This is a genomic window from Sulfuricurvum sp., assembly GCF_049277495.1.
Classification (GTDB): domain Bacteria; phylum Campylobacterota; class Campylobacteria; order Campylobacterales; family Sulfurimonadaceae; genus Sulfuricurvum.
Genome location: NZ_JBASYM010000051.1, coordinates 1 through 19,259, shown reverse-complemented (window position 1 = coordinate 19,259; position 19,259 = coordinate 1). Strand labels below are relative to the sequence as shown.

22 protein-coding genes and 3 tRNA genes are annotated in these 19,259 nt (G+C 48.1%); 5 read left to right on the top strand and 20 right to left on the bottom strand.

Annotation, left to right across the window (positions count from 1 at the left end; all coding sequences use genetic code 11):
• Positions 1–46: 46 nt before the first annotated feature.
• From WAO38_RS09445 to WAO38_RS09430, 4 genes are all read right to left on the bottom strand, one after another.
• Positions 47–1,138, bottom strand: coding sequence for a methyl-accepting chemotaxis protein (locus tag WAO38_RS09445; RefSeq protein WP_422236515.1), 1,092 nt, complete (start codon positions 1,136–1,138; stop codon positions 47–49).
• A gap of 202 nt (positions 1,139–1,340) precedes the next feature.
• Positions 1,341–1,417, bottom strand: a tRNA-Met gene (locus tag WAO38_RS09440).
• 57 nt (positions 1,418–1,474) lie between these two features.
• Positions 1,475–1,551 (bottom strand) — tRNA-Met (locus tag WAO38_RS09435).
• A 9-nt stretch (positions 1,552–1,560) separates the two neighbouring features.
• Positions 1,561–1,635 (bottom strand) — tRNA-Gln (locus WAO38_RS09430).
• 157 nt (positions 1,636–1,792) lie between these two features.
• On the opposite strand from WAO38_RS09430, the gene WAO38_RS09425 reads away from it, so the two are divergent.
• Both WAO38_RS09425 and WAO38_RS09420 read left to right on the top strand, forming a co-directional pair.
• A complete protein-coding gene (locus tag WAO38_RS09425; RefSeq protein WP_422236513.1) occupies positions 1,793–2,824 on the top strand; it encodes a bifunctional 3,4-dihydroxy-2-butanone 4-phosphate synthase/GTP cyclohydrolase II in 1,032 nt (343 codons plus the stop codon).
• A 76-nt stretch (positions 2,825–2,900) separates the two neighbouring features.
• Positions 2,901–3,647, top strand: coding sequence for a complement resistance protein TraT (locus tag WAO38_RS09420; protein ID WP_422236511.1), 747 nt, complete (start codon positions 2,901–2,903; stop codon positions 3,645–3,647).
• Position 3,648: 1 nt separating this feature from the next.
• Here WAO38_RS09420 and WAO38_RS09415 read toward each other — a convergent pair whose 3' ends face one another.
• From WAO38_RS09415 to WAO38_RS09370, 10 genes are all read right to left on the bottom strand, one after another.
• Complete coding sequence (locus tag WAO38_RS09415; protein ID WP_422236509.1) at positions 3,649–4,005, bottom strand: VanZ family protein; 357 nt, start codon at positions 4,003–4,005, stop codon at positions 3,649–3,651.
• On the bottom strand, positions 4,002–4,703 hold the full coding sequence (gene cysE / locus WAO38_RS09410) for a serine O-acetyltransferase (protein WP_422236507.1): 702 nt from the start codon (positions 4,701–4,703) through the stop codon (positions 4,002–4,004). Before cysE ends, WAO38_RS09415 begins: the two co-directional genes overlap by 4 nt.
• 9 nt (positions 4,704–4,712) lie before the next feature.
• Complete coding sequence (gene speA, locus WAO38_RS09405; protein ID WP_422236505.1) at positions 4,713–6,542, bottom strand: biosynthetic arginine decarboxylase; 1,830 nt, start codon at positions 6,540–6,542, stop codon at positions 4,713–4,715.
• A 10-nt stretch (positions 6,543–6,552) separates the two neighbouring features.
• Complete coding sequence (hisS, locus tag WAO38_RS09400) at positions 6,553–7,770, bottom strand: histidine--tRNA ligase (RefSeq protein ID WP_422236503.1); 1,218 nt, start codon at positions 7,768–7,770, stop codon at positions 6,553–6,555.
• Positions 7,767–8,348: a dTMP kinase gene (gene tmk, locus WAO38_RS09395; RefSeq protein ID WP_422236501.1), complete on the bottom strand. Its 582-nt coding sequence runs from the start codon at positions 8,346–8,348 to the stop codon at positions 7,767–7,769. Before tmk ends, hisS begins: the two co-directional genes overlap by 4 nt.
• The gene (coaD, locus tag WAO38_RS09390) at positions 8,339–8,848 is read right to left on the bottom strand and encodes a pantetheine-phosphate adenylyltransferase (protein WP_422236499.1); all 510 of its coding nucleotides are present in this window, start codon (positions 8,846–8,848) and stop codon (positions 8,339–8,341) included. Before coaD ends, tmk begins: the two co-directional genes overlap by 10 nt.
• On the bottom strand, positions 8,841–9,371 hold the full coding sequence (locus tag WAO38_RS09385) for a UbiX family flavin prenyltransferase (RefSeq protein ID WP_422236497.1): 531 nt from the start codon (positions 9,369–9,371) through the stop codon (positions 8,841–8,843). Before WAO38_RS09385 ends, coaD begins: the two co-directional genes overlap by 8 nt.
• A complete protein-coding gene (gene flgA / locus WAO38_RS09380; RefSeq protein WP_422236495.1) occupies positions 9,368–10,231 on the bottom strand; it encodes a flagellar basal body P-ring formation chaperone FlgA in 864 nt (287 codons plus the stop codon). Before flgA ends, WAO38_RS09385 begins: the two co-directional genes overlap by 4 nt.
• Before the next feature lie 81 nt (positions 10,232–10,312).
• On the bottom strand, positions 10,313–10,570 hold the full coding sequence (locus tag WAO38_RS09375; protein WP_422236493.1) for a thioredoxin family protein: 258 nt from the start codon (positions 10,568–10,570) through the stop codon (positions 10,313–10,315).
• Complete coding sequence (locus WAO38_RS09370) at positions 10,567–12,237, bottom strand: SulP family inorganic anion transporter (protein WP_422236491.1); 1,671 nt, start codon at positions 12,235–12,237, stop codon at positions 10,567–10,569. The genes WAO38_RS09375 and WAO38_RS09370 overlap by 4 nt, the downstream gene beginning before the upstream one ends.
• A 214-nt stretch (positions 12,238–12,451) precedes the next feature.
• On the opposite strand from WAO38_RS09370, the gene WAO38_RS09365 reads away from it, so the two are divergent.
• A complete protein-coding gene (locus WAO38_RS09365) occupies positions 12,452–13,945 on the top strand; it encodes a SulP family inorganic anion transporter (RefSeq protein WP_422236489.1) in 1,494 nt (497 codons plus the stop codon).
• A gap of 3 nt (positions 13,946–13,948) precedes the next feature.
• On the opposite strand, the gene WAO38_RS09360 is transcribed toward WAO38_RS09365, so the two are convergent.
• Complete coding sequence (locus tag WAO38_RS09360) at positions 13,949–15,127, bottom strand: MFS transporter (protein WP_422236487.1); 1,179 nt, start codon at positions 15,125–15,127, stop codon at positions 13,949–13,951.
• A 211-nt stretch (positions 15,128–15,338) separates the two neighbouring features.
• On the opposite strand from WAO38_RS09360, the gene WAO38_RS09355 reads away from it, so the two are divergent.
• Positions 15,339–15,818, top strand: coding sequence for a hypothetical protein (locus WAO38_RS09355; RefSeq protein WP_422236485.1), 480 nt, complete (start codon positions 15,339–15,341; stop codon positions 15,816–15,818).
• Positions 15,818–17,221, top strand: a complete 1,404-nt coding sequence (locus WAO38_RS09350) for a diguanylate cyclase domain-containing protein (RefSeq protein ID WP_422236483.1) — start codon at positions 15,818–15,820, stop codon at positions 17,219–17,221. The genes WAO38_RS09355 and WAO38_RS09350 overlap by 1 nt, the downstream gene beginning before the upstream one ends.
• Here WAO38_RS09350 and WAO38_RS09345 read toward each other — a convergent pair.
• From WAO38_RS09345 to WAO38_RS09325, 5 genes are read right to left on the bottom strand one after another with little or no spacing between them, the layout of a single operon-like run.
• Positions 17,208–17,639 (bottom strand): rhodanese-like domain-containing protein, encoded by a 432-nt coding sequence (locus WAO38_RS09345; RefSeq protein ID WP_422236481.1) that lies wholly within the window; start codon positions 17,637–17,639, stop codon positions 17,208–17,210. The two genes, WAO38_RS09350 and WAO38_RS09345, sit on opposite strands and share 14 nt — an antisense overlap.
• Before the next feature lie 9 nt (positions 17,640–17,648).
• Positions 17,649–18,017 (bottom strand): thioredoxin family protein, encoded by a 369-nt coding sequence (locus WAO38_RS09340; RefSeq protein WP_299993428.1) that lies wholly within the window; start codon positions 18,015–18,017, stop codon positions 17,649–17,651.
• Between the two features lie 9 nt (positions 18,018–18,026).
• A complete protein-coding gene (locus WAO38_RS09335) occupies positions 18,027–18,731 on the bottom strand; it encodes a cytochrome c biogenesis CcdA family protein (protein WP_422236479.1) in 705 nt (234 codons plus the stop codon).
• On the bottom strand, positions 18,732–18,968 hold the full coding sequence (locus WAO38_RS09330) for a thioredoxin family protein (RefSeq protein ID WP_422236478.1): 237 nt from the start codon (positions 18,966–18,968) through the stop codon (positions 18,732–18,734). It lies immediately after the preceding gene.
• A complete protein-coding gene (locus WAO38_RS09325) occupies positions 18,965–19,225 on the bottom strand; it encodes a hypothetical protein (RefSeq protein ID WP_422236476.1) in 261 nt (86 codons plus the stop codon). Before WAO38_RS09325 ends, WAO38_RS09330 begins: the two co-directional genes overlap by 4 nt.
• Positions 19,226–19,259 lie beyond the last annotated feature (34 nt).

Below are 19,259 nucleotides of genomic sequence, written 5' to 3'. Positions count from 1 at the left end.
ATAATGGTTTTTTGCTTAAAGGGAAGAATAAAGCGGCATCGATAATTTAAAGCCGTTTTTTCTGAATCGCATCGAGAAGGATTTCAAACCCTTCTTTACTCGATTTTTCGACATCTTTGAGAATCTGGACCCCTTCAGAGAGGTTTTTGCCCTCTGAAAAAATGGTGACCATCTTTGTAAGGCCCGTATGGACATTTTCATGGTGACGTCCGACTTCGCTGATCGTCCGTTGATCGTTTCCGAGGAGTGTGACCACTTCCGTCGAGAACCATTTGCCGAAACGGCAGCTGTGATGGTCGCTGATATTCGCTTTTTCATGGTAAAGAGCGGATTTGTACCCCTGGAGTTTCAGATTGATGTGATCAATTTTTCCATTGCTGATACTGACTTCGTTTGTGACATTGATCGTTTGGTTGAGGATATCCTGAGAGTTTTTATTGACAAAATCGATATTGGTCTGGAACTCTCCCAAGGTACTCATCACTTCCGATGCAAGTCGGTAGAACGTTTCGCTCGCTTCCGTCATCGCCGTAGAATTTTGTTTGAGGCCGCCGATGTTGACTTCGACCTCCTGCGTCGCTTTTTGGGTCCGCTCTGCGAGTTTGCGAACTTCGTCGGCAACGACGGCGAATCCGCGTCCGTGTTCTCCGGCCCGTGCCGCTTCGATCGCGGCGTTGAGTGCAAGGAGGTTGGTTTGATCCGAGATGTCTTTGATCAGGTTGATGATCTGGGCAATCGAGAGAACGCTGTCGTTGAGCGATGCGGTGTCGCTTTGTATATTACCGCTCATTTGCTGGATATTATCGATCGACTCAACAACAAAATGGGTCTGTTCGCGAAGTTTTTCACTGCGTATCGCTGTTTTGTTGTTGACTTCGTTGATGTTGGCGAGCATTTTGAGGTTTTCTTCCATCGTCCCCTGCAAAAAGTGCATTCCATCGCCATAGCTTTCGAGGAGGGTCGATAGAATTTCATCTTGGACTTTGGTTGATTTGTCGTTTTGAAGTTCACTGAGCTCATATTTACATGTGTTAAGAGATTCATGAACTTCATTAAGGGAACGTTTAAGGGCTTCGTTTTCGTCTTGAAGCTGTTTGTTTTTCTCAGTCAGTTCTTTGATTTTACCGGTGTTAAACATCACTATCCTTATTCTGCATTATTGCAGTACGATAACGGAAGATGTCTAAATCAATCATTATTTCTGCACTTTAAAGTATTGAGCAGTTGGTTGATCGAAGCATACGACGTGTGATAATAATGGGAAAAATCGGAATGATGAAAATATGAAAGTAAGATGAAGAAGTGAATGAAAAAAGTCAAAAGTGATTGTGACAGGAGGTTGGTTGCGGAAGCAGGATTTGAACCTACGACCTTCGGGTTATGAGCCCGACGAGCTACCGGACTGCTCTATTCCGCGGTATGAAAAGTTTACTTTTGTATGTCTATCTTTATAGGTAGAAGTTTAAATCTAGTTTGGTTGCGGAAGCAGGATTTGAACCTACGACCTTCGGGTTATGAGCCCGACGAGCTACCGGACTGCTCTATTCCGCGGTATAAAAGTGGATGGGGTAGAAGGACTCGAACCTTCAATCTACAGTACCAAAAACTGTTGGCATACCATTTGCCTATACCCCAACATTGTGTGTTGTGAGGCCGAAATTATAGACACTTTTGTTCATTTTGTCAAGTACAATTTTGCAAAACTGTTTTAAAAAGAGCATTGCGGCAATTGTGATTGTTTTTTAACCCTTTTACTTTATAATTAGTCCAAATATTACACAAAAGAGTTTTTATGTCAGCAGTCCAACGGGTTTTAGATGCGATCGAAGAGTTTAAAAAAGGCCGTATGGTCATTATGGTCGATGACGAAGATCGTGAAAACGAGGGAGACTTGGTATACGCTTCCGTATTTTCGACACCGGATCATGTCAATTTTATGGCTACCCATGCCAAAGGGCTGATCTGTGTCGCGATCAATCCGGGGATCGCTCAGCGCCTGAGCCTGGAGCCGATGGTCAAATCCAATACGTCCATGCACGAAACGGCGTTTACCGTCTCCGTAGACGCTACGGTGGCGACAACGGGTATTTCGACCTATGAGCGGGATATGACCATCAAGATCCTGGCTAACCCGCTCTCTCACGCGTCTGAGCTGGTGATGCCGGGGCATATCTTTCCTCTGATCGCCAAAGAGGGGGGAACACTGGTACGTATCGGTCATACGGAAGGCTCGGTCGATCTGTGCCGTCTTTCGGGGTTGGCGGAGTCGGCAGTCATCTGTGAGATCATGAAAGAAGACGGAACGATGGCGCGCCGCGATGATTTGGATCTTTTTGCGGCAAAACACGATCTGAAAACCGTCTATATTTCGGATATCGTCGAATTCCGTCTCGCCAATGAGACGTTGGTCAAAACCGTATCCGAAGACGAGATCGAATTTTTCGGCGTCCATGTTAAAAAGTACGAGTTTGCCGATCATCAGAATAACCGCCATACGGCTATCGTTTTCTACAAAGCGGGCGAAACGGCCAATGTCAAAGTCCATAATGTCGTCCCGGACATCGACTTGCTGCTCAACCAAAGCAAATATGCCCATCTGATCGATACGATCCAATATTTGAAGCACAACAGCGGCGTGTTGCTCTTTATCAATAAACCGCACCATCAGCAGATCAATATGAAAGAGTACGGTATCGGTGCTCAGATATTGAAATTGCTCGGGGTAAAACATATGCGCCTCATCGCCGAATCCAAAGTATCCGATTTCGCAGGTTTGAGCGGATTCGGACTGGATGTCATCGAGACGATCAATCCTACCGAATAACACGGATTAGGTGATCGTCCGTTTTTAAGGTTATTTTATTTAAAATGTATCGATTTAATGTTGTGGAGGAATAGATATGAAATTCAAAACAATAGCAAAAGCGCTGTTGATGGCGGGAATGTTCAGTTTGGTCGCCATCGAGTTTACCGGATGCGGCGCCGCACATACCGCCATTAAAAAACGCAACCTTGATGTGCAGACCAGAATGTCGGAAACGATATTCCTAGAGCCTGCCGAACCGAATAGAAAGATTATATTTGTGGATGTACGCAATACGTCCGATAAAGAGATGAACGTCAAAGAAAATATTATTGCGTCGCTCCAATCGCGCGGCTATACGGTTACGCAGAGCCCGCAGCAAGCCAATTACATGCTTCAAGTCAACGTACTGCAAGTCGGCAAGACCGATTTGCGCGGATCACAAAGTGCATTGGATGGCGGATTCGGCGGTGCGGTGGTGGGTGCCGGAGTCGGGTATGCGTCGCATAATTCCAACTCCAATGCCGCTATCGGCGGGCTGATCGGTGCAGCGGTGGGGGTTGTCGCGGATGCGATGGTCGATGATACCTACTACAGTATGATTACCGACGTTCAGATCCGTGAACGTCCGCTGGCGGGAGAAGTCGTCAAGCAGACCCAGGCGGCTACCCTCAAGCAGGGGAGCTCGACCACTGTCGCTCAATCGATACAGGGGGGCAATATCGAATGGAAAACCTATCGTACCCGTGTCGTGAGTACCGCGAACAAAGTCAATCTGGATTTTGCCGAAGCGCAGCCGGTGCTGGAAGATGCCCTCGGCAGATCGCTCTCAGGGCTTTTTTAATCTAATCTCTATCGTCCCTTGTCGGGACGGACTTCACGATCTGCCGACTCACTATCAACCCAATCACCATTCCGACACTGTCCGCAACAACATCTTCGATAGAGGCACATCGTGTCGGCAAAAAAGCTTGCACCAGCTCGATCAAAAGGGCATAGGCGAACAATGACGCGAGGATACGTTTCCAGGTGTGGGAAAAAGAGAGGCGATAGAGGAGCGTCAATACGCTAAAAGCGATGGAATGGTTGAGGAGATCGCTGATGGAGACGGCAGAGGGGAGACACGAATAATCAGGGATAACCGCGAGTACCGTTATCGCGCTTAATGCTGTAAAGAAAGCAGCGCGATAGAGGGGTATCAATTCTTCATAGCCTTGATAAACGATTCATAGATGTTTTCAAGCTGCAGATCCTGTTCCAAAATCTCCGTATTGTCCTGAACCATATAATGTTCCAAGACGGCAACACGGCGGAGAAGGTATTCAAACATCTCTTTGTTGATGTCGGGAAGTTTGTTATGGCTGAAGGGATCTTTATCCCGCCCTTTTTGGATGACGTGCGCCGGAATACCGATAGCGGTACTGTTATCGGGGACTTCGCGGACAACGACCGAGTTCGCTCCGATTTTAGAGTTGGTTCCGATCGTGATATTACCGAGCACTTTTGCTCCGGCACCGATAACGACACCGCTTTTGATCGTAGGGTGGCGCTTGCCGGCGATAAGGCTGACTCCTCCGAGGGTTACCCCCTGATAAATGAGGACATCATCTTCGATCACCGTTGTTTGACCGATAACGACACCGAAGCCGTGGTCGATAAAAACACGTCGGCCGATCGTCGCACCCGGATGGATATCAATATTGGTAAAAAGCTGATTTATCCCCATCAGGATACGAGCAATTGAACGGAAGCCGCTGCGGTAGAGACGATTGGAGATACGATACCAAAAGATAGCCCAGACCCCCGGATAGTTAAAAAAGAGTTCAATTCGAGAGCTGATAGCCGGGTCGTTTTTATAAACGTTCGAAAAATCTTCGGCTATTTCTGAAAAAAGTCCCAAATTCAATCCTTATCGAGTGGTTCGCAGGTACCCGTTTTGGTAGAGGTACATTTCTAGTTTTTGAAGTGTATCACTTTTTTCTTCTTCTGTCCTAAAATCGCTGGAAGCGAGTTTATTTTTAAGGTTGGTTAGAAGTTTAGAAGCGTCATAGCCGATATCTTCGAGGATATTAAGGACATTGTCCGACTCGGTAAAGTTTTCGATCTCATATCCCGTATCGTTGATGAGAATGGTACATTCGCTCGGGTGGGTGAAGAGATTGTGGTTCATCCCCAATGTCTCCTGATAGGCACCGACGTTGAAAAATGCGAGGAAATACTCCTCTTCGTCCAAATCGATGTCGTGCAGATAGAGGGGGGTTTCGGGTTTGAAACGGATCTCCCCGTCACTGTCACAGGTAATGTCCCACAGACTCGCAGCGCGGATCGCAGGAATATCGAGATGATCCAGCGGCATAATCGGGAATTGCTGCTGCAGTCCCCAGTAATCGGGGATACTCTGGAAAATAGAGCTGTTGATCAAATAGCGCTCCTGGAGCTTGACCTGAAGCCGCTCGATTTCCGGCATTGGGTTGTCCTGAGAGAGGTAGAGGGACTTTTTGATGATCTGATGCACCAAAATCTCGGCATTGGAACGGTCCTGCAAATCGATGTGGCCCAAGTTAAAGAGGGTGAGCAAGGATTCCATATGGTCGAGGGCATCGTGCATATACTCAATACACGTACGCGGCGAGAGGAGGGAATTCAGTTCCCGCAGTTCTTCGATCAGCGGAGGATTGTTCTCTTTGAGTTTCAGGGACTTGACCTGATAGTCATGGGAAAACAGCTCCAGAACCGGAGCAATCAACACGGAGTGGGATGCGACGATAAAACGGCCCGATTCGGTAAAGATATCGGGATGGGCAACCCCTTTGGCATTCATGATCTCACGGAGCAGGAAGACGACACTGTTGGAAAACTCTTCGAGGGTATAGTTCCGCATACGCGTCGAGGTGTGCTGTGAATACTCGACGGCCAAACCTCCCCCGATATTAATGGCACCGAGGTTGTCGGCACCCATTTTTTTGAGTTCCGCATAGATATTTCCCGCTTCGCGCAATACCCGTTTCAGCGGAGCGATATCCTGCATCTGCGAACCGATGTGAAAGTGGATCATCGCAAAATGTTCCAGCATGTTGTTCTCTTGGAGCATCAGCATCGCTTCGATAAGCTCCGTCGAGGTAAGACCGAATTTAGCGCTCATACCGCTGCTTTTTGCCCAGATACCGCTCCCCTCGGACTGAAGACGGACACGGATACCGATTTTCGGGACTTTTAAATTACACGACTGGGCGACATCGATAATCCACTCCAGCTCGCCCAAACCTTCGATGGTGATCGTGATGTTATGGCCCATCTGAGCGGCCATAAAGCCCAAGGTCACCATCTCTTCGTCTTTAAAACCGTTAACGGTGATCGGAGAACCGAGCGGAGTTTTCGCCATGGCAAGGGCTAATTCCGCTTTTGAACCGGCTTCCAAACCGTAGCTGTATTTTTCGCCGAGTTCAACGATAGCATCAACGGCTTCGGGAAACTGGTTGACTTTGAGCGGGAAAACGGCATGAAAATTACCGGTGTAATCATTTTCGAAAATTGCCCGTCGAAAATTCGAATACAGAGCTTCGATCTGCTTGCTGATCAAATGCGGGAATCGGAGAATAAGCGGACCGCGAAGATTGGTTTTACGTATTTGCTGCGTGATTTCAAGCAATGACGGGGAGCTTTTATAGTTGACTTTGATCTTCCCTTGGTCGATCATAAAGTTGTTTTCGCCCCAAATATCTATTCCGTACGTTTTCACTACATCTCCTTTATACATAAAAATCTTCCAAAGGGACAAGAGATTCGGTCTTTTCGACTAAATCTTTGACCCAGATACTGTTTTGAGCCAGTTCGTTTTCTCCGATGACCGCGCAGTAGCGGGCATTGATACGATCGGCACCTTTGAGATGTGCTTTGAGAGAGCGCGGTTCGTATTCGACGACCGCTTTTTGGGATCGGCGCACTTTTTCGGCACACAAAAGAACCGGGGAGAGGGCTTCGGCATCCATCGCTCCCAGATAATATCCTTCGCGTACACTCTCGGGCATAACGATCAGTTCCATCAAACGCTCGATTCCGAGGGCAAAGCCTACCGCAGGGGTCGATTTCCCATCCAGAAACTCGATCAGACGGTCGTAGCGTCCTCCGCCGGCGATGGCGCTTTGGCTCCCGATGTCATCGCTGACGAATTCGAATGCCGTTTTGGAGTAATAATCCAAACCGCGTACGAGATTGGTATCGATCTCATATGCGATCGCATGGTTGTCCAAGATCGTTTTGAGGGTGTCAAAATCGCTCTGGCAACCGTCGCAGAGGTTGTTCAAAAGCTTCGGAGCATTGACATACAAAATCTGGCAAGCTTCATTTTTACAATCCAAAACACGGATCGGATTGGTTATCTTGCGGCGCTGGCAATCACCGCAGATCGCATCATCGCAGCTCTCGATAAAACCGATCAGTTTTTCACGGTAAGCGGGCATACAGTTCTGATCTCCGAGAGAGTTCAGTTTCAGGCGATAGCCGATCCCCAGAGCTTTGAGGATATCGGCGACCATCATGATCATCAACGCGTCCTCATAAACCGAGTCTACGCCGAAACTCTCGACACCGAACTGATGAAACTCCCGCAGACGCCCTTTTTGGGGACGTTCATAACGGAACATCGGTCCGTGGTAGTAGAAACGGTGGATGCCCCCTTTTTTGTCGAGCTTTTGCTGGATGAAAGCTCTTACGACACCGGCGGTTCCCTCAGGACGAAGACAGACGTCATTGCCCCCTTTGTCGGTGAACTGATACATCTCTTTGCCCACGATGTCGCTGGACTCTCCGACGGAACGTTTAAACAGGGCCGTCTCTTCCAGCAGCGGAGTTTCGATATAGTGAAATCCGTATCGCTTGGCGATGGTGGAAGCAGTGGCTAAAAAATATTCGAATCGTTCATAATCATCGACGAGGATATCGTTCATTCCGCGCAAAGATTGGATCATAAGGCTCCTTTGATAAGGGTAGTAATTTCATTCGTAATTGTATCGATAGATTGTGTCGCATCGATTACATAGGTTTTGATTCCCAGCGCATACGCCGCAGCGATAAGGGCATCCTGGATCGATAAAAGGTAGTCCATACCCCGTGCTTCGATCGTATCGTGTTCTTTTTGGCTGAGGCGAAATGCGAGTGCTTCCGGGGTCAGTTTGAGAATAAAGACGCAATGCGGCAAGGTCCCGCCTGTCGCAAGACGGTTGAGCATTACCAGCGTCGATTCGTCGCACAGCTCTTGGACACTGGCGTAGGCCATGCCGGACACGGCAGAACGGTCGCTGATGATCAATCTATTCATATTGGGTAATATGATAGATTCGGTATGCTCGGCGCGGTCTGCCAAAAAGAGGAGCAGCTCGGCCGTCTTGCTCGTAAGGCTGCCGTGCAGAACCATGTTCCGGATCTCCATACCTACGGCGGTTCCACCAGGCTCTTTGGTAATCAGAGCATCGGGAAAAAGGGTGCGCAGGGCATCAATCTGCGTACTTTTGCCGGCGGTATCGATCCCTTCTATGGCTACGTACATGGTGTGGCCTCCGGCAGCGTACATGATTTCATACTCCAGATGACATTCTGTACGGGGATCGGGAGAAGATGCTCCGTCTTTCCGTTGAATTTCAACAAATTGCGCACGATGGAAGAGCTGATAAACGCGTGTTTGAGTTTCGGCATCAAATAGACCGTTTCGATATTCGGATCGAGAGAATTGTTTAAATATCCCAACTGAAGCTCAAACTCGAAATCGCTCACGGCACGGAGCCCCCGGATCAGAACGGTCGCACCGAGGGTGTTCGCCAGTTCTACGGTGAGATTGTCAAATCCGACGACCCGCACGCGTTCAAGATCTTTGACGGCGAGTTTGGTCATCTCAACCCGCTCATCGAGGGTAAACATGGGGCGTTTATCGCGAGAATCGGCAACGGCGATAATCACTTCGTCAAAAAGGCGAAGCCCCCGTTCGATAATATCGAAATGGCCGTTGGTTATCGGATCAAAAGTTCCCGGATAAAGGGCAATTTTATGCATTGTGATCACTCCAGCGTTTATAGAGATCGTTTGGTATACCGAGGAGATCGAACCACTTGCCGATCATAAAGTTTTCCATCGACTCCAAGTCCTCTTGATCGCCGTAATAGGCTAAAATCGGCGGGGCGATGATCACCCCCATCATCGAAAGCTTATGCATGTTTTCCAATGCGATCGGCGAAAAGGGGATCTCGCGCGGAGCGAGCACCAGAGTACGACGCTCTTTGATCATCACGCTCGCGGCACGGGTGATCAGATTATCGGCGATACCGCAGGCAATCTTTGCGAGGGTATTCATACTGCACGGGGTAATGATCATCGCATCGGCGCCGTATGATCCCGAAGCGACCGAAGCCCAGATCTCATCATTCTTATGGAGGGTCAGGTTTTCTTCTTTTTCCAATACAATCGTGGCGTGATCGGATACAATCAGATGTTTTTGTACCTCGGGAGGGAGGGCACGGACGAGTTTAAGACCCAAAGCCGCACCGCTTGCCCCGCTGATTCCGACGACTATTTTCATTGAAGTTCCACCCGTTTTTCTCCTGTCACTTTGGCTTTGGCACGTTTGCCGTCGCTTTTTTGGATTGTAATAATATCATAGAGTAACCCCTCTTGCGTAGCGGTAGCCACAAACTCCACTACGACCATCCCGTTTCGAACCTCGACGATCACTTTTTCATTTTTCAAAACCATCGGTACCTCTTCGATATTCCGGAGGGTTAAAACCTGACCGGCTTTTAGGACCGAGCGGAAGCGCGATGGATGATCGGGGAGGGAAGTAAGCGGTTTGTCCTTGAATGTTTGAAGCGGAATCGGCTTGAGAATGGTATTAAAACCGCTTAACGGCTCTTTTCGGGATACTTTTTGGTTCGTATGTAAAACCGGCAAAGTTGCTTGTACGGAGTAATCAAGGTAGCGTCGGACCCCCTCGCGGGTCAGAATATAAAAGGTCCCTTTCGGATGCTGGTAAAACCTCTCATCAAATACCCCACGTGTCTCTTTGCCCAAAGATTCGAGGTAGCCTCTGGGAAGAATCGTGATTTCATCGATTTGGATGGAAGGGTATTTTCGGATCAGCATCAATTCAAGCTGAAGTTTGAGAGTACTGAAATCGACGGCACTGCGTTTGGTAAAATTGACAAAACGTGTTTTGCCCAGCTCAATGATAATGCCGTTGAGTTCAAACGTTTTGGCAATGACTTGCGCATCGATCCGATACTGTGTTTTCCCCTCCGGTATTTTAAGAATCTCAAAACTCTTCGGGATATTCGGGAACAGATCTTGAGAATGGATGACGGGGTCCTCGAATTCATAGTTTTCTTGCAATTCAAAAGCGTTGAGATGGAGAAAAAAAGCGAATAGCAATAAAAGTATTTTCATATCTGAATTGTAACATAACGCTATTTGTTTTTCATTTCCAATGCCGTAAACCGGTTCAGGCGAATGTCTTTGAAGAGTTGCTTACGCAGGATATTCTGAGCTGTTCCTCTCGTTGATCAGGATAATCATCTCATCGCTGCTCAGAGGTTTAGATATAGATACGATTTGATTGTTTATCACTACCGATGGGGTACTTTTTATCCCGTAGGAGAGCATTTTTGAAATATCCGATGTTTTTTCAAACTCAACCTGGAAGTCAACGGTTTTAATCGCTTCCTCAATGTTCCCCGCAATTTCTCTGCACAACTCGCATCCGGTCCCGAATAAAATTATTTTCATTTCTGTGTCTCTCCTACGATGATATTGGCTCTTAGGATGGCTTTGTCGATGTGATCGACGATATTGGCATGACCGATCTTTTCGTCGATATGCGATGCCATGATAAACCGGTGCACCTGAGCGTTAACCCCGGAGAGGATGAGCTGTGTATCGGTGTGTGAAAGACGCTCGTGCAATATTTCCAATGCATGGAGTCCGGCGGCATCGATCAGCGGAACATACCGCATCCGTAAAATAAAGACCTTCGGCGGTCTTTCAAAAAGCATCAGGGTATCGACGAGTTTCTCGGCAACCCCGAAAAAGAGCGGCCCTTGGATCTCATAGACTTCAACCTGCGGGGGAATGATTTTGTGGGCTATCGAGTCGGGATCGTCTTCTTCGCTCAAGACGGCCCGAATCTGGGTAGATTTCATCATCTGATCGATGAAGAGAATCGAAGCGAGGGCGATACCCGCTTGAATCGCGAAATTGAGATCCACCAAAACGGTCAGCACAAAGGTCAGCAAGAGGACGATACGGTCCGTTTTCGGGGCATTCATGATCTCTTTGACATGTTTGATCTCGGACATATTCCATGCAACGACCATCAAAATCGCCGCTAATGCCGCGAGAGGTACTTTGACGATGAGCGGGGCGAGAAGAAGCATAAAAATAAACAGCCATACCGCGTGCATGATTCCGGCTATCGGAGTTCTTGCCCCCGCTTTGATATTGGTGGCGGTTCTGGCGATAGCTCCGGTGGCCGGGAGGCCGCCGAAGATACCTGAAGCGATGTTGGCGACCCCTTGTCCCAAAAGCTCCGCATTGGATTTATGGCGCGTTCCGGTCATACCGTCGGCAACAACGGCGGAGAGGAGGGATTCGATGGCGGCCAGGGTGGCGATCGTGATGGCATCGGGGAGCAAGAGCCGAAGCTTCTCAAACGTGATTTCCGGCAAAACGGGGGTGGGAAGCATCGAGGGAATCGCGCCGAATCTGCTTTCGATCGTTTCGACGGGAAGGCCAAAAGCCCATACGGCGAGTCCTGAGAGGATAACGACGATAATGGGGCCGGGGATATGGGGGATATAGCGTTTGGCGGCTAGGATAATCGCGATCGAAGCGAGGGCGACGATAACGGCAAAAATATTTGTTTCATGCAGATGGGCGACATAGACACCGAACTTGTCGATAAAATCGGGTGGGATCGTGGCGATGGAGAGACCGAAAAAATCCCGGATCTGGGAAAAGGCGATCAAAAGGGCAATCCCGGAGGTAAATCCGACAATCACGGGGTAGGGGATGAATTTAATCATCTCCCCGGCGCGGACGAATGCCATAATCATCAAAATGACTCCGGCCATAATGGTCGCAAGAACCAGCCCCTCATATCCGTGTTTCATAGCGACCGTCGCAACCGTCACGATAAATGCGGCTGTCGGCCCGCCGATCTGGTAGCGGCTCCCGCCGTGCGCCGAGATCAAAAAGCCGGCAACGATAGCCGTAAACAGACCCCGCTCAGGCGGAAGATTCGAAGCGATAGCGATTGCCATGGCGAGAGGAAGCGCGACGATAGCAACGGCAAGCCCTGCTATAGCATCAGCAAAAAAATCCTCTCTGCTGTAGCCTTGGCGTCTGAAAAGTGAAACAATCTTAGGTTGCAAAGAGTCATGAATCGAGCGCAACATTGCGAAAATCCCTTACAAAATAGTTGTGCGTAGTTTAGCACTTTTTGCGGGGAGTTAATCAGTCTCTAACGCTCTCTGCGTTATTATTTTAGATATTTTCTGCACACTGATCCTTCTGTTCCTCTTTTACGAATCTTTCTTCGTTTGGGTTTTCATTACACAGTACGGTTTTTTAAGAGCGGTTTTTGCATATTTGATCATAACAAGGAGAATTATGTTATTGATGTCAACCAAACAAGAGTGGTTCGGCAACATCCGAGGGGACATACTCGCCGGTATTGTTGTCGCTTTAGCCCTTATCCCCGAATCGATCGCTTTTTCGATCATCGCCGGGGTTGACCCTAAAGTGGGGCTGTATGCATCGTTTTCTATCGCAGCCGTCATCGCATTCGTCGGAGGGCGTGCGGGGATGATCTCAGCCGCCACGGGTGCAATGGCACTGCTGATGGTTCTGCTGGTCAAAGAGCATGGATTGCAGTATCTCTTGGCCGCTACCATCTTGACCGGTGTGCTCCAAATCGCTGCGGGTTATTTGAAACTCGGTTCGTTGATGAGTTTTGTCTCCCGTACCGTCGTGATCGGATTTGTGAACGCTTTGGCTATTTTGATCTTTATGGCACAGCTGCCCGAACTCACCAACGTGACCTGGCATGTGTACGCTCTGACGGCTGCCGGTCTCGGGATCATCTATCTGTTTCCCTATGTCCCGAAAATCGGTCAGCTCATCCCCTCGCCGCTGGTTAATATCGTCGTCCTTACCGCTGTCGTCGTATGGATGGGAATCGATGTACGAACCGTCGGGGATATGGGTGCTTTGCCCGATACTTTGCCTATTTTCTTATGGCCGCAGGTTCCCTTCAATTTGGAAACGCTCTCGATTATTCTTCCTTATTCGGCGGCACTGGCGGCGGTCGGATTGCTGGAGTCGTTTATGACGGCGACAATCGTGGATGATATGACCGATACCGACAGTGATAAAAACCGTGAAGCCAAAGGGCAGGGGATAGCGAACATCGCAACCGGATGTATCGGCGGTATGGCAGGATGCGGAATGATCGGCCAATCGGTCATTAACATCAAATCCGGCGGACGCGGACGCCTTTCGACGCTGATCGCCGGGGTTTTGCTTCTGATCATGGTCGTTTTTATGAGTGACCTGATCAAGATCATACCGATGGCGGCATTGGTCGCGGTGATGATCATGGTCTCTATCGGGACATTTAACTGGGGATCGATCAAAGGGCTTAAGACCTTGCCTCTGTCGACCAATGTGGTGATGCTCACGACCGTTATCGTCGTGGTATCGACCCACAACCTCGCTCTGGGCGTCTTCAGCGGCGTATTGCTCGCATCGCTCTTTTTCGCGAACAAGATCAGCCATTTTATGTACTGGGAAAAATCGTACGAAGAGACGAGCAGTACCCGTGTCTATAAATTTGTCGGACAAATCTTTTTTAACTCAGCCGACCGCTTCGCCGATGCCTTTGATTACAAAGAAGAGGTCCGAAACGTCATCATCGATGTTACGCGCGCCCATTTTTGGGATATATCCGCCGTCTATGCGTTGGACAAAGCGGTGATCAAACTCCGCAAAGAGGGCAAAGAGGTTGAAGTTATCGGGCAGAATGAAGCATCGCGTACGATCATCGACCGATTCGGAGTCCATGACAAACCCTCGGAGATCGAGAAAGTCATGGGAGGGCATTGACCCTTATTCGTGCGTCATGCTATGAATGCGGTGACGCATTTGAAACAGAATGAATCCGAGCCCAAGGGCGCAGACTGAAGAAAACTCAAATAAAAATGTACTTCCGACACGATCCCAGATGATCCCTCCGATACTCAGCGAGGCGAGCGTCGCAAATCCTATCGAGGTGTAATAGATACCGTATGCCGTTGCTTTCAGCTCCAGAGGCGCCGTATCGGAGATAATCGCTTTGGCCAAGGCATTGAACCCTCCCGCAAAAAAACCGTAGATTCCGAATCCGATCCATGTTCCCCAGATGCTTCCCGATGCCATGAACAGAGTGCCAAGTCCGAATGCGACGTATATCGACGCCAGCAGTGCCGGTTTGCCGTAACGGTCTGCCATTTTGCCGATGGGGATGGCAAAAAAAGATTGTGTCAGATTATAAAGGGCATAGGCAAGAGGGATCATGGCGAGGGCAAAACCGTTGGTTCCCGCTTTGAGGAGAAAGAAGGAGTAGTTCATGGCGACAAGACTAAAAAGGCTCTGAAAGCCGACGAGCCAATAAAAAGGAGTCGGCAGAGCCTCAGGGCGAAAACGCCGCTCACGTCTGGGGGTAAAGGGGGCATCGCTCACCCAAAAAATGAGGATCGCCATCGAAATCAGTCCCGGTATCAGACTGAGGGCAAAAATACTTCGGAATGTCTCCTCGCTCTCTCCCCAAAACCATAATACGCCAAATGCGGTCAATGACCCGGCCAGCGCGCCCGCTCCGTCCATCATCTTATGAAATCCGAATACAAATCCGCTTGCTTCTTTGGTCGTAAAGGCGCTGATCAGCGCGTCACGCGGAGCGACGCGGACACCTTTGGCCAGACGGTCTCCGATACGGACAGCGGCGATCATCGTCGTCGTCTGGGCAAAAAAAGCGAGGGGTTTGATGAGATTGGACATCCCGTATCCGAAAACCGTCAGCCCTTTGCGTTTTCCCAGCCGGTCTGAATAAAATCCCGAAAGGGCGATCAAGATGGCAACCCCGAATTCCGCCAACCCTTCGATAAGACCGATTTCGCTTTTGCTGGCATGTAAAAATCGGTCCATAAAGAGGGGAAGCAGGGGGAGAATCATCTCTGTTGAGAAATCGGTAAAAAAACTGTTGGCACCGAGGGCGACAATATTTTTGTTCAGCGATAATATTCGCATAGGACTCTTTTTTCTGAGTTTTCGTCTAAAAGAATTCTATCCTATCGTAGCGGTTAGTTCTCTTTATCGACGCTGTAGGCAAACATCGGTACAGAGTGAGGGTGATCATCGAAAAAGTGACGGATGAAAATAAATAATAAGTTCTCAATAGGATATAATACTTTTAAATAAAACATGTAATGGTGAGGGTGTTTTGATCCAAAAATTTATAGTGCTTATTCTTATTTTTGTTACTCATTCGTGGGGCACATCCCAAGCCACTTTCCCCAAAAATATCAAATCGATGGTATTGGTCAAAGAGAGTGTCATTCCAGGAAAAGATGTGGTCCTTCCCAAAGAGACCCCGATGTTTCTTCAAGAGACGGTTAAGATGTACAACTGGATCAATAACGGTCAGGGTACAAAGCTTAATATCTTTATCCCCCAAAATAAATTGACTCAATACAAAAAACACGGTCCTTACAGCGACGGAATCACTGCGGTTGCAATTTATGAGGATCAGGATATTATCTTCGTGACGGAGCATATAGCGGGGCAGCCTTTGTATGGTATTTATAACCGTAAAGGCAAAGATATCAGCGGTACCCATCCTTCCCTCTCGATCGACGCGTGCTATCGATGCCATGAAGGATATGCCGATATCTGTAAAAACGGAACGTGTGCGGTTCCTATCATCGGTGCATTTAAATAATGCGCCGTTATTCGATAACGACAAAGATTTTTGTTTCGCATCTTTTTTTGGTCATTGTACTGATAGTCGGGCTTTCCTATAAACATTACAACGATCAAATCGAGCAGTATAAAGAGAACATCGTCCAGGTTCACTCTGCCTCTTCTTACGCCATCGTCAGCACCTGCTCAGACGCAATTGCGGGAGAAAACTATGCAAACCTCCAAATGGGTGAATTTGTCAATGAACTCAAACGTAACCATAAGCTCCTCATGATGATGGTTGAGGGGAGAAGCGATTACTCTTCCGCTCATTATAAAGCTTACTATGATAAGAAAAAAGGGGAACTCTGGCGAGGAACATATCCTCAAAATTTTGAACAACAGACATCATCACAGATCGCTTCGCTCAAGGAACGTTTGAGTAATCCCTCGACCGACAAGGTCAAAATTGAATTTTTAATCGCACGTTTAGAGGATATGAAGCGTACCTATTTCCATGATCGTCACATGAGTGCTCAAATGGCAAACCAGATGGAACCTTTTTTAAAAACATCTGACACGACGGTCGATTTTGAAGCAAAACGACTTTATATTGCTTTGAAAACCGATAATAAAAACGGCGGAACGGTACACTTAGCCTTTGATATCTCAGAGATCGCATCGATTCGTCAGCGAATCTTAGATGATATTATCATGGAATCGATCATCGCATTGGCACTTTCTCTTATTGTTCTTGGGCTATTGTCGGCCAATATCGTCCGACCGATTAAAAGCCTTTCTGAATATTTGAAAGGGGACTTCGGTACATTAAATCCGAAAAATATCCCATCAAAAGAGCAAAGTGATGAGATTGGCCTCTTGGCTGGGAGTTTTTCGCAGCTCTTGGAACAGATGCAAGGGTATATTGCACGGCTTGAACAGATCAATAAAAATGATCCGCTTACCGGATTATTAAATCGCAGGGCATTTGACGAGATATTTGCGAATATGGACAAGCAGTTTGATGAACATGCAATTGGGGCTCTTTATCTCGATATAGACCATTTTAAACGCTATAACGATACCTATGGACATAACGCCGGAGACGTCGCCCTCCAAAAAGTGGCAAAAGCGATTGAAAACTCCCTTCAGCGTAAAGGGGATTATGCTTTTCGTTTAGGGGGCGAAGAGTTTGCCGTAATTATCTCAGCTGACAATGAAGCTCAAATGCTCTCCATCGCCGAGCGGATGCGTAAGAATGTGGAGGAGTTAAAGATAGAACATACCGAAAATGTTCCATACGGTTATGTAACGATTTCCATCGGTGCTAGTTTTGAAGAATACCATGAGGGGATCAATCCGAAAACATTGCTCGAACGCGCCGATAAAGCTCTCTATAATGCAAAAGCAGAGGGAAAAAATAGCGTTTCTATCTTTTCTTAGTCTCTTCGATAAACTCTTTTGCTTCATCTCCGCGCAGATAACCCGCAAGTCCAATCATTCCATCGGTAAGATAGCGACTTTTATACCCTTTAAGAGTCAAATAAATACGGGCCATTTCAGCACGATCATAGTGAGGGCAAACGGTAACGATCGTTTTGTTTTTATCGAGTTCGTTTAGACGGTCGGGCAGTTCATTAAGAGGTATTTTTTTCATAAACGGAAAACTCCAGATCGCTTGTTCCTCTTTAAAACGTATATCGACGAATTCAACTTCTCCCATTTTATAGAGTTCAACGGCCTCAAGACTTTTAATCTTCATTTCAGTACGTTCATTGTAATCGAAGCGTTTGAGGTAATGGTCGAATGTTTCGCCGCTAAGTGAACCTGCGAACAGAAGAATCGCTAATATTTTTTTCATATATTTCTCCTAGATTTTATTCTTGGCTAAAAACTGTTTTAGAGCGTCGGTCGTAAACCCTCCGATATGACGGTCGATTTCGCGACCCTGCGGATCGTAGACGATCTGTGTCGGGATCATCTGGATTTTCATAGCACGCGCCGCGCTACGCTCTTCTGCAACATTGACAAAAAAGATTTTTCGTTTGGGGTTGAGTTCCATTTCACGGTAGAGCAGTGCCCCCATCTCTTTACAGGCATTGCATTTGGTAGAACCCGCTTCGACCATAACCGTTTGCCCTTTGCCTATCTCTTGAAGGACCAGTGCATACGGGCGCGGTTGCAGTTCGGCGGAGAATAACGATGCGCAAAAAGCAAGAAGTGAAATGAGTTTAAACATGATAATCCTTTAAAATTGCTCGTAGGCAAGGGTAAAAAGATAGACTCCGATACCGATCAGGGCAAAGGAGAAGAGTTTGGTGATCCATCCGGTCATCAACGCGATTGTGGAGCTGGAGGCGACACTCTGGGCAAATCCCACCGATACCCCCGCCGCCAGAAGCAAGAGCGAATGCCCCAGCGCGAAGGTGAGGACAAGGGCATAGGCATACCAATCGGGGGCATTGGAGGCCACCGTGATGATCGCCACCAGAGGAGCCGAGGCGCACGGGGTGGAGACGAGACCAAACAGCATCCCGATCAAAAATGCCCCCACATAGCGCAGGGTGATGAGACGGCTCATCCAGCGCGATTTGTCGATAACCTCAGGGAGTATCCCCAGAGAATACAGACCGATCGCGATGGCCGCAATCGCCCCGGCGATATACGCTTCCAGCGGTGCGACGGAGAAAAAGTACCCCATTTTCGCCACCATATACGCAAGGATCGAAAAACTCACCGTCACCCCAAACGCAAACAGCAAGGAGAAGAGATAGGTAAAGACGACCCTCTCTCGCGCTGTGAGATGAGAACTCATCCCCAGTGCGCTTCCCACCAGCAGCGGGACGGAGATGATAGAGCAAGGGGCAATCGAGGTTAGGGCTCCGACACTGAATGCTCCGGCAAATACCAATGCTCCGTGGGTTTCGAGAAGTCCTAAGAGGAAACTTTCCATCTACTGCGCTTTGATCAGCTCTATGATTTCATTCACGCTTAGCACTTTGCCGGTACTGACGACTTTTCCGTCGATCACGAGTCCCGGAGTGCTCATCACACCGTATTCCATGATCTTCATGATATCATCGACTTTTTCGATTTGGGCAAACATCCCGCTTGTGGCGACCGCTTGTTTAGTCGCCTCTTCGAGAGTTTTACATTTCGCGCATCCGGTTCCCAAAATTTCGATTTTCATTTGTGGTCTCCTATTAAACATTCTTGCATCATCGGTGCGAGGGTCTCTGCATCGACGTCCCCCTCGATGGTGATGGTGGTTCCACCCTCGGCGGTCGAGAGTTCGATTTTGGCGATCTTTTGCATCAGAGCAGGATCGCAGTCACATTCGCACGCACCGTTGCGGCACGCTTCGATTTTAGCGCTGACATCATCGGTTTTAAAGCCCGATAGAAAGGCTTTGACTCCGCCTGTTTGGTTGGTCAGTTCGATTTTCATGGTTGCTCCTATAAAATAGTATTAAAAATAAATC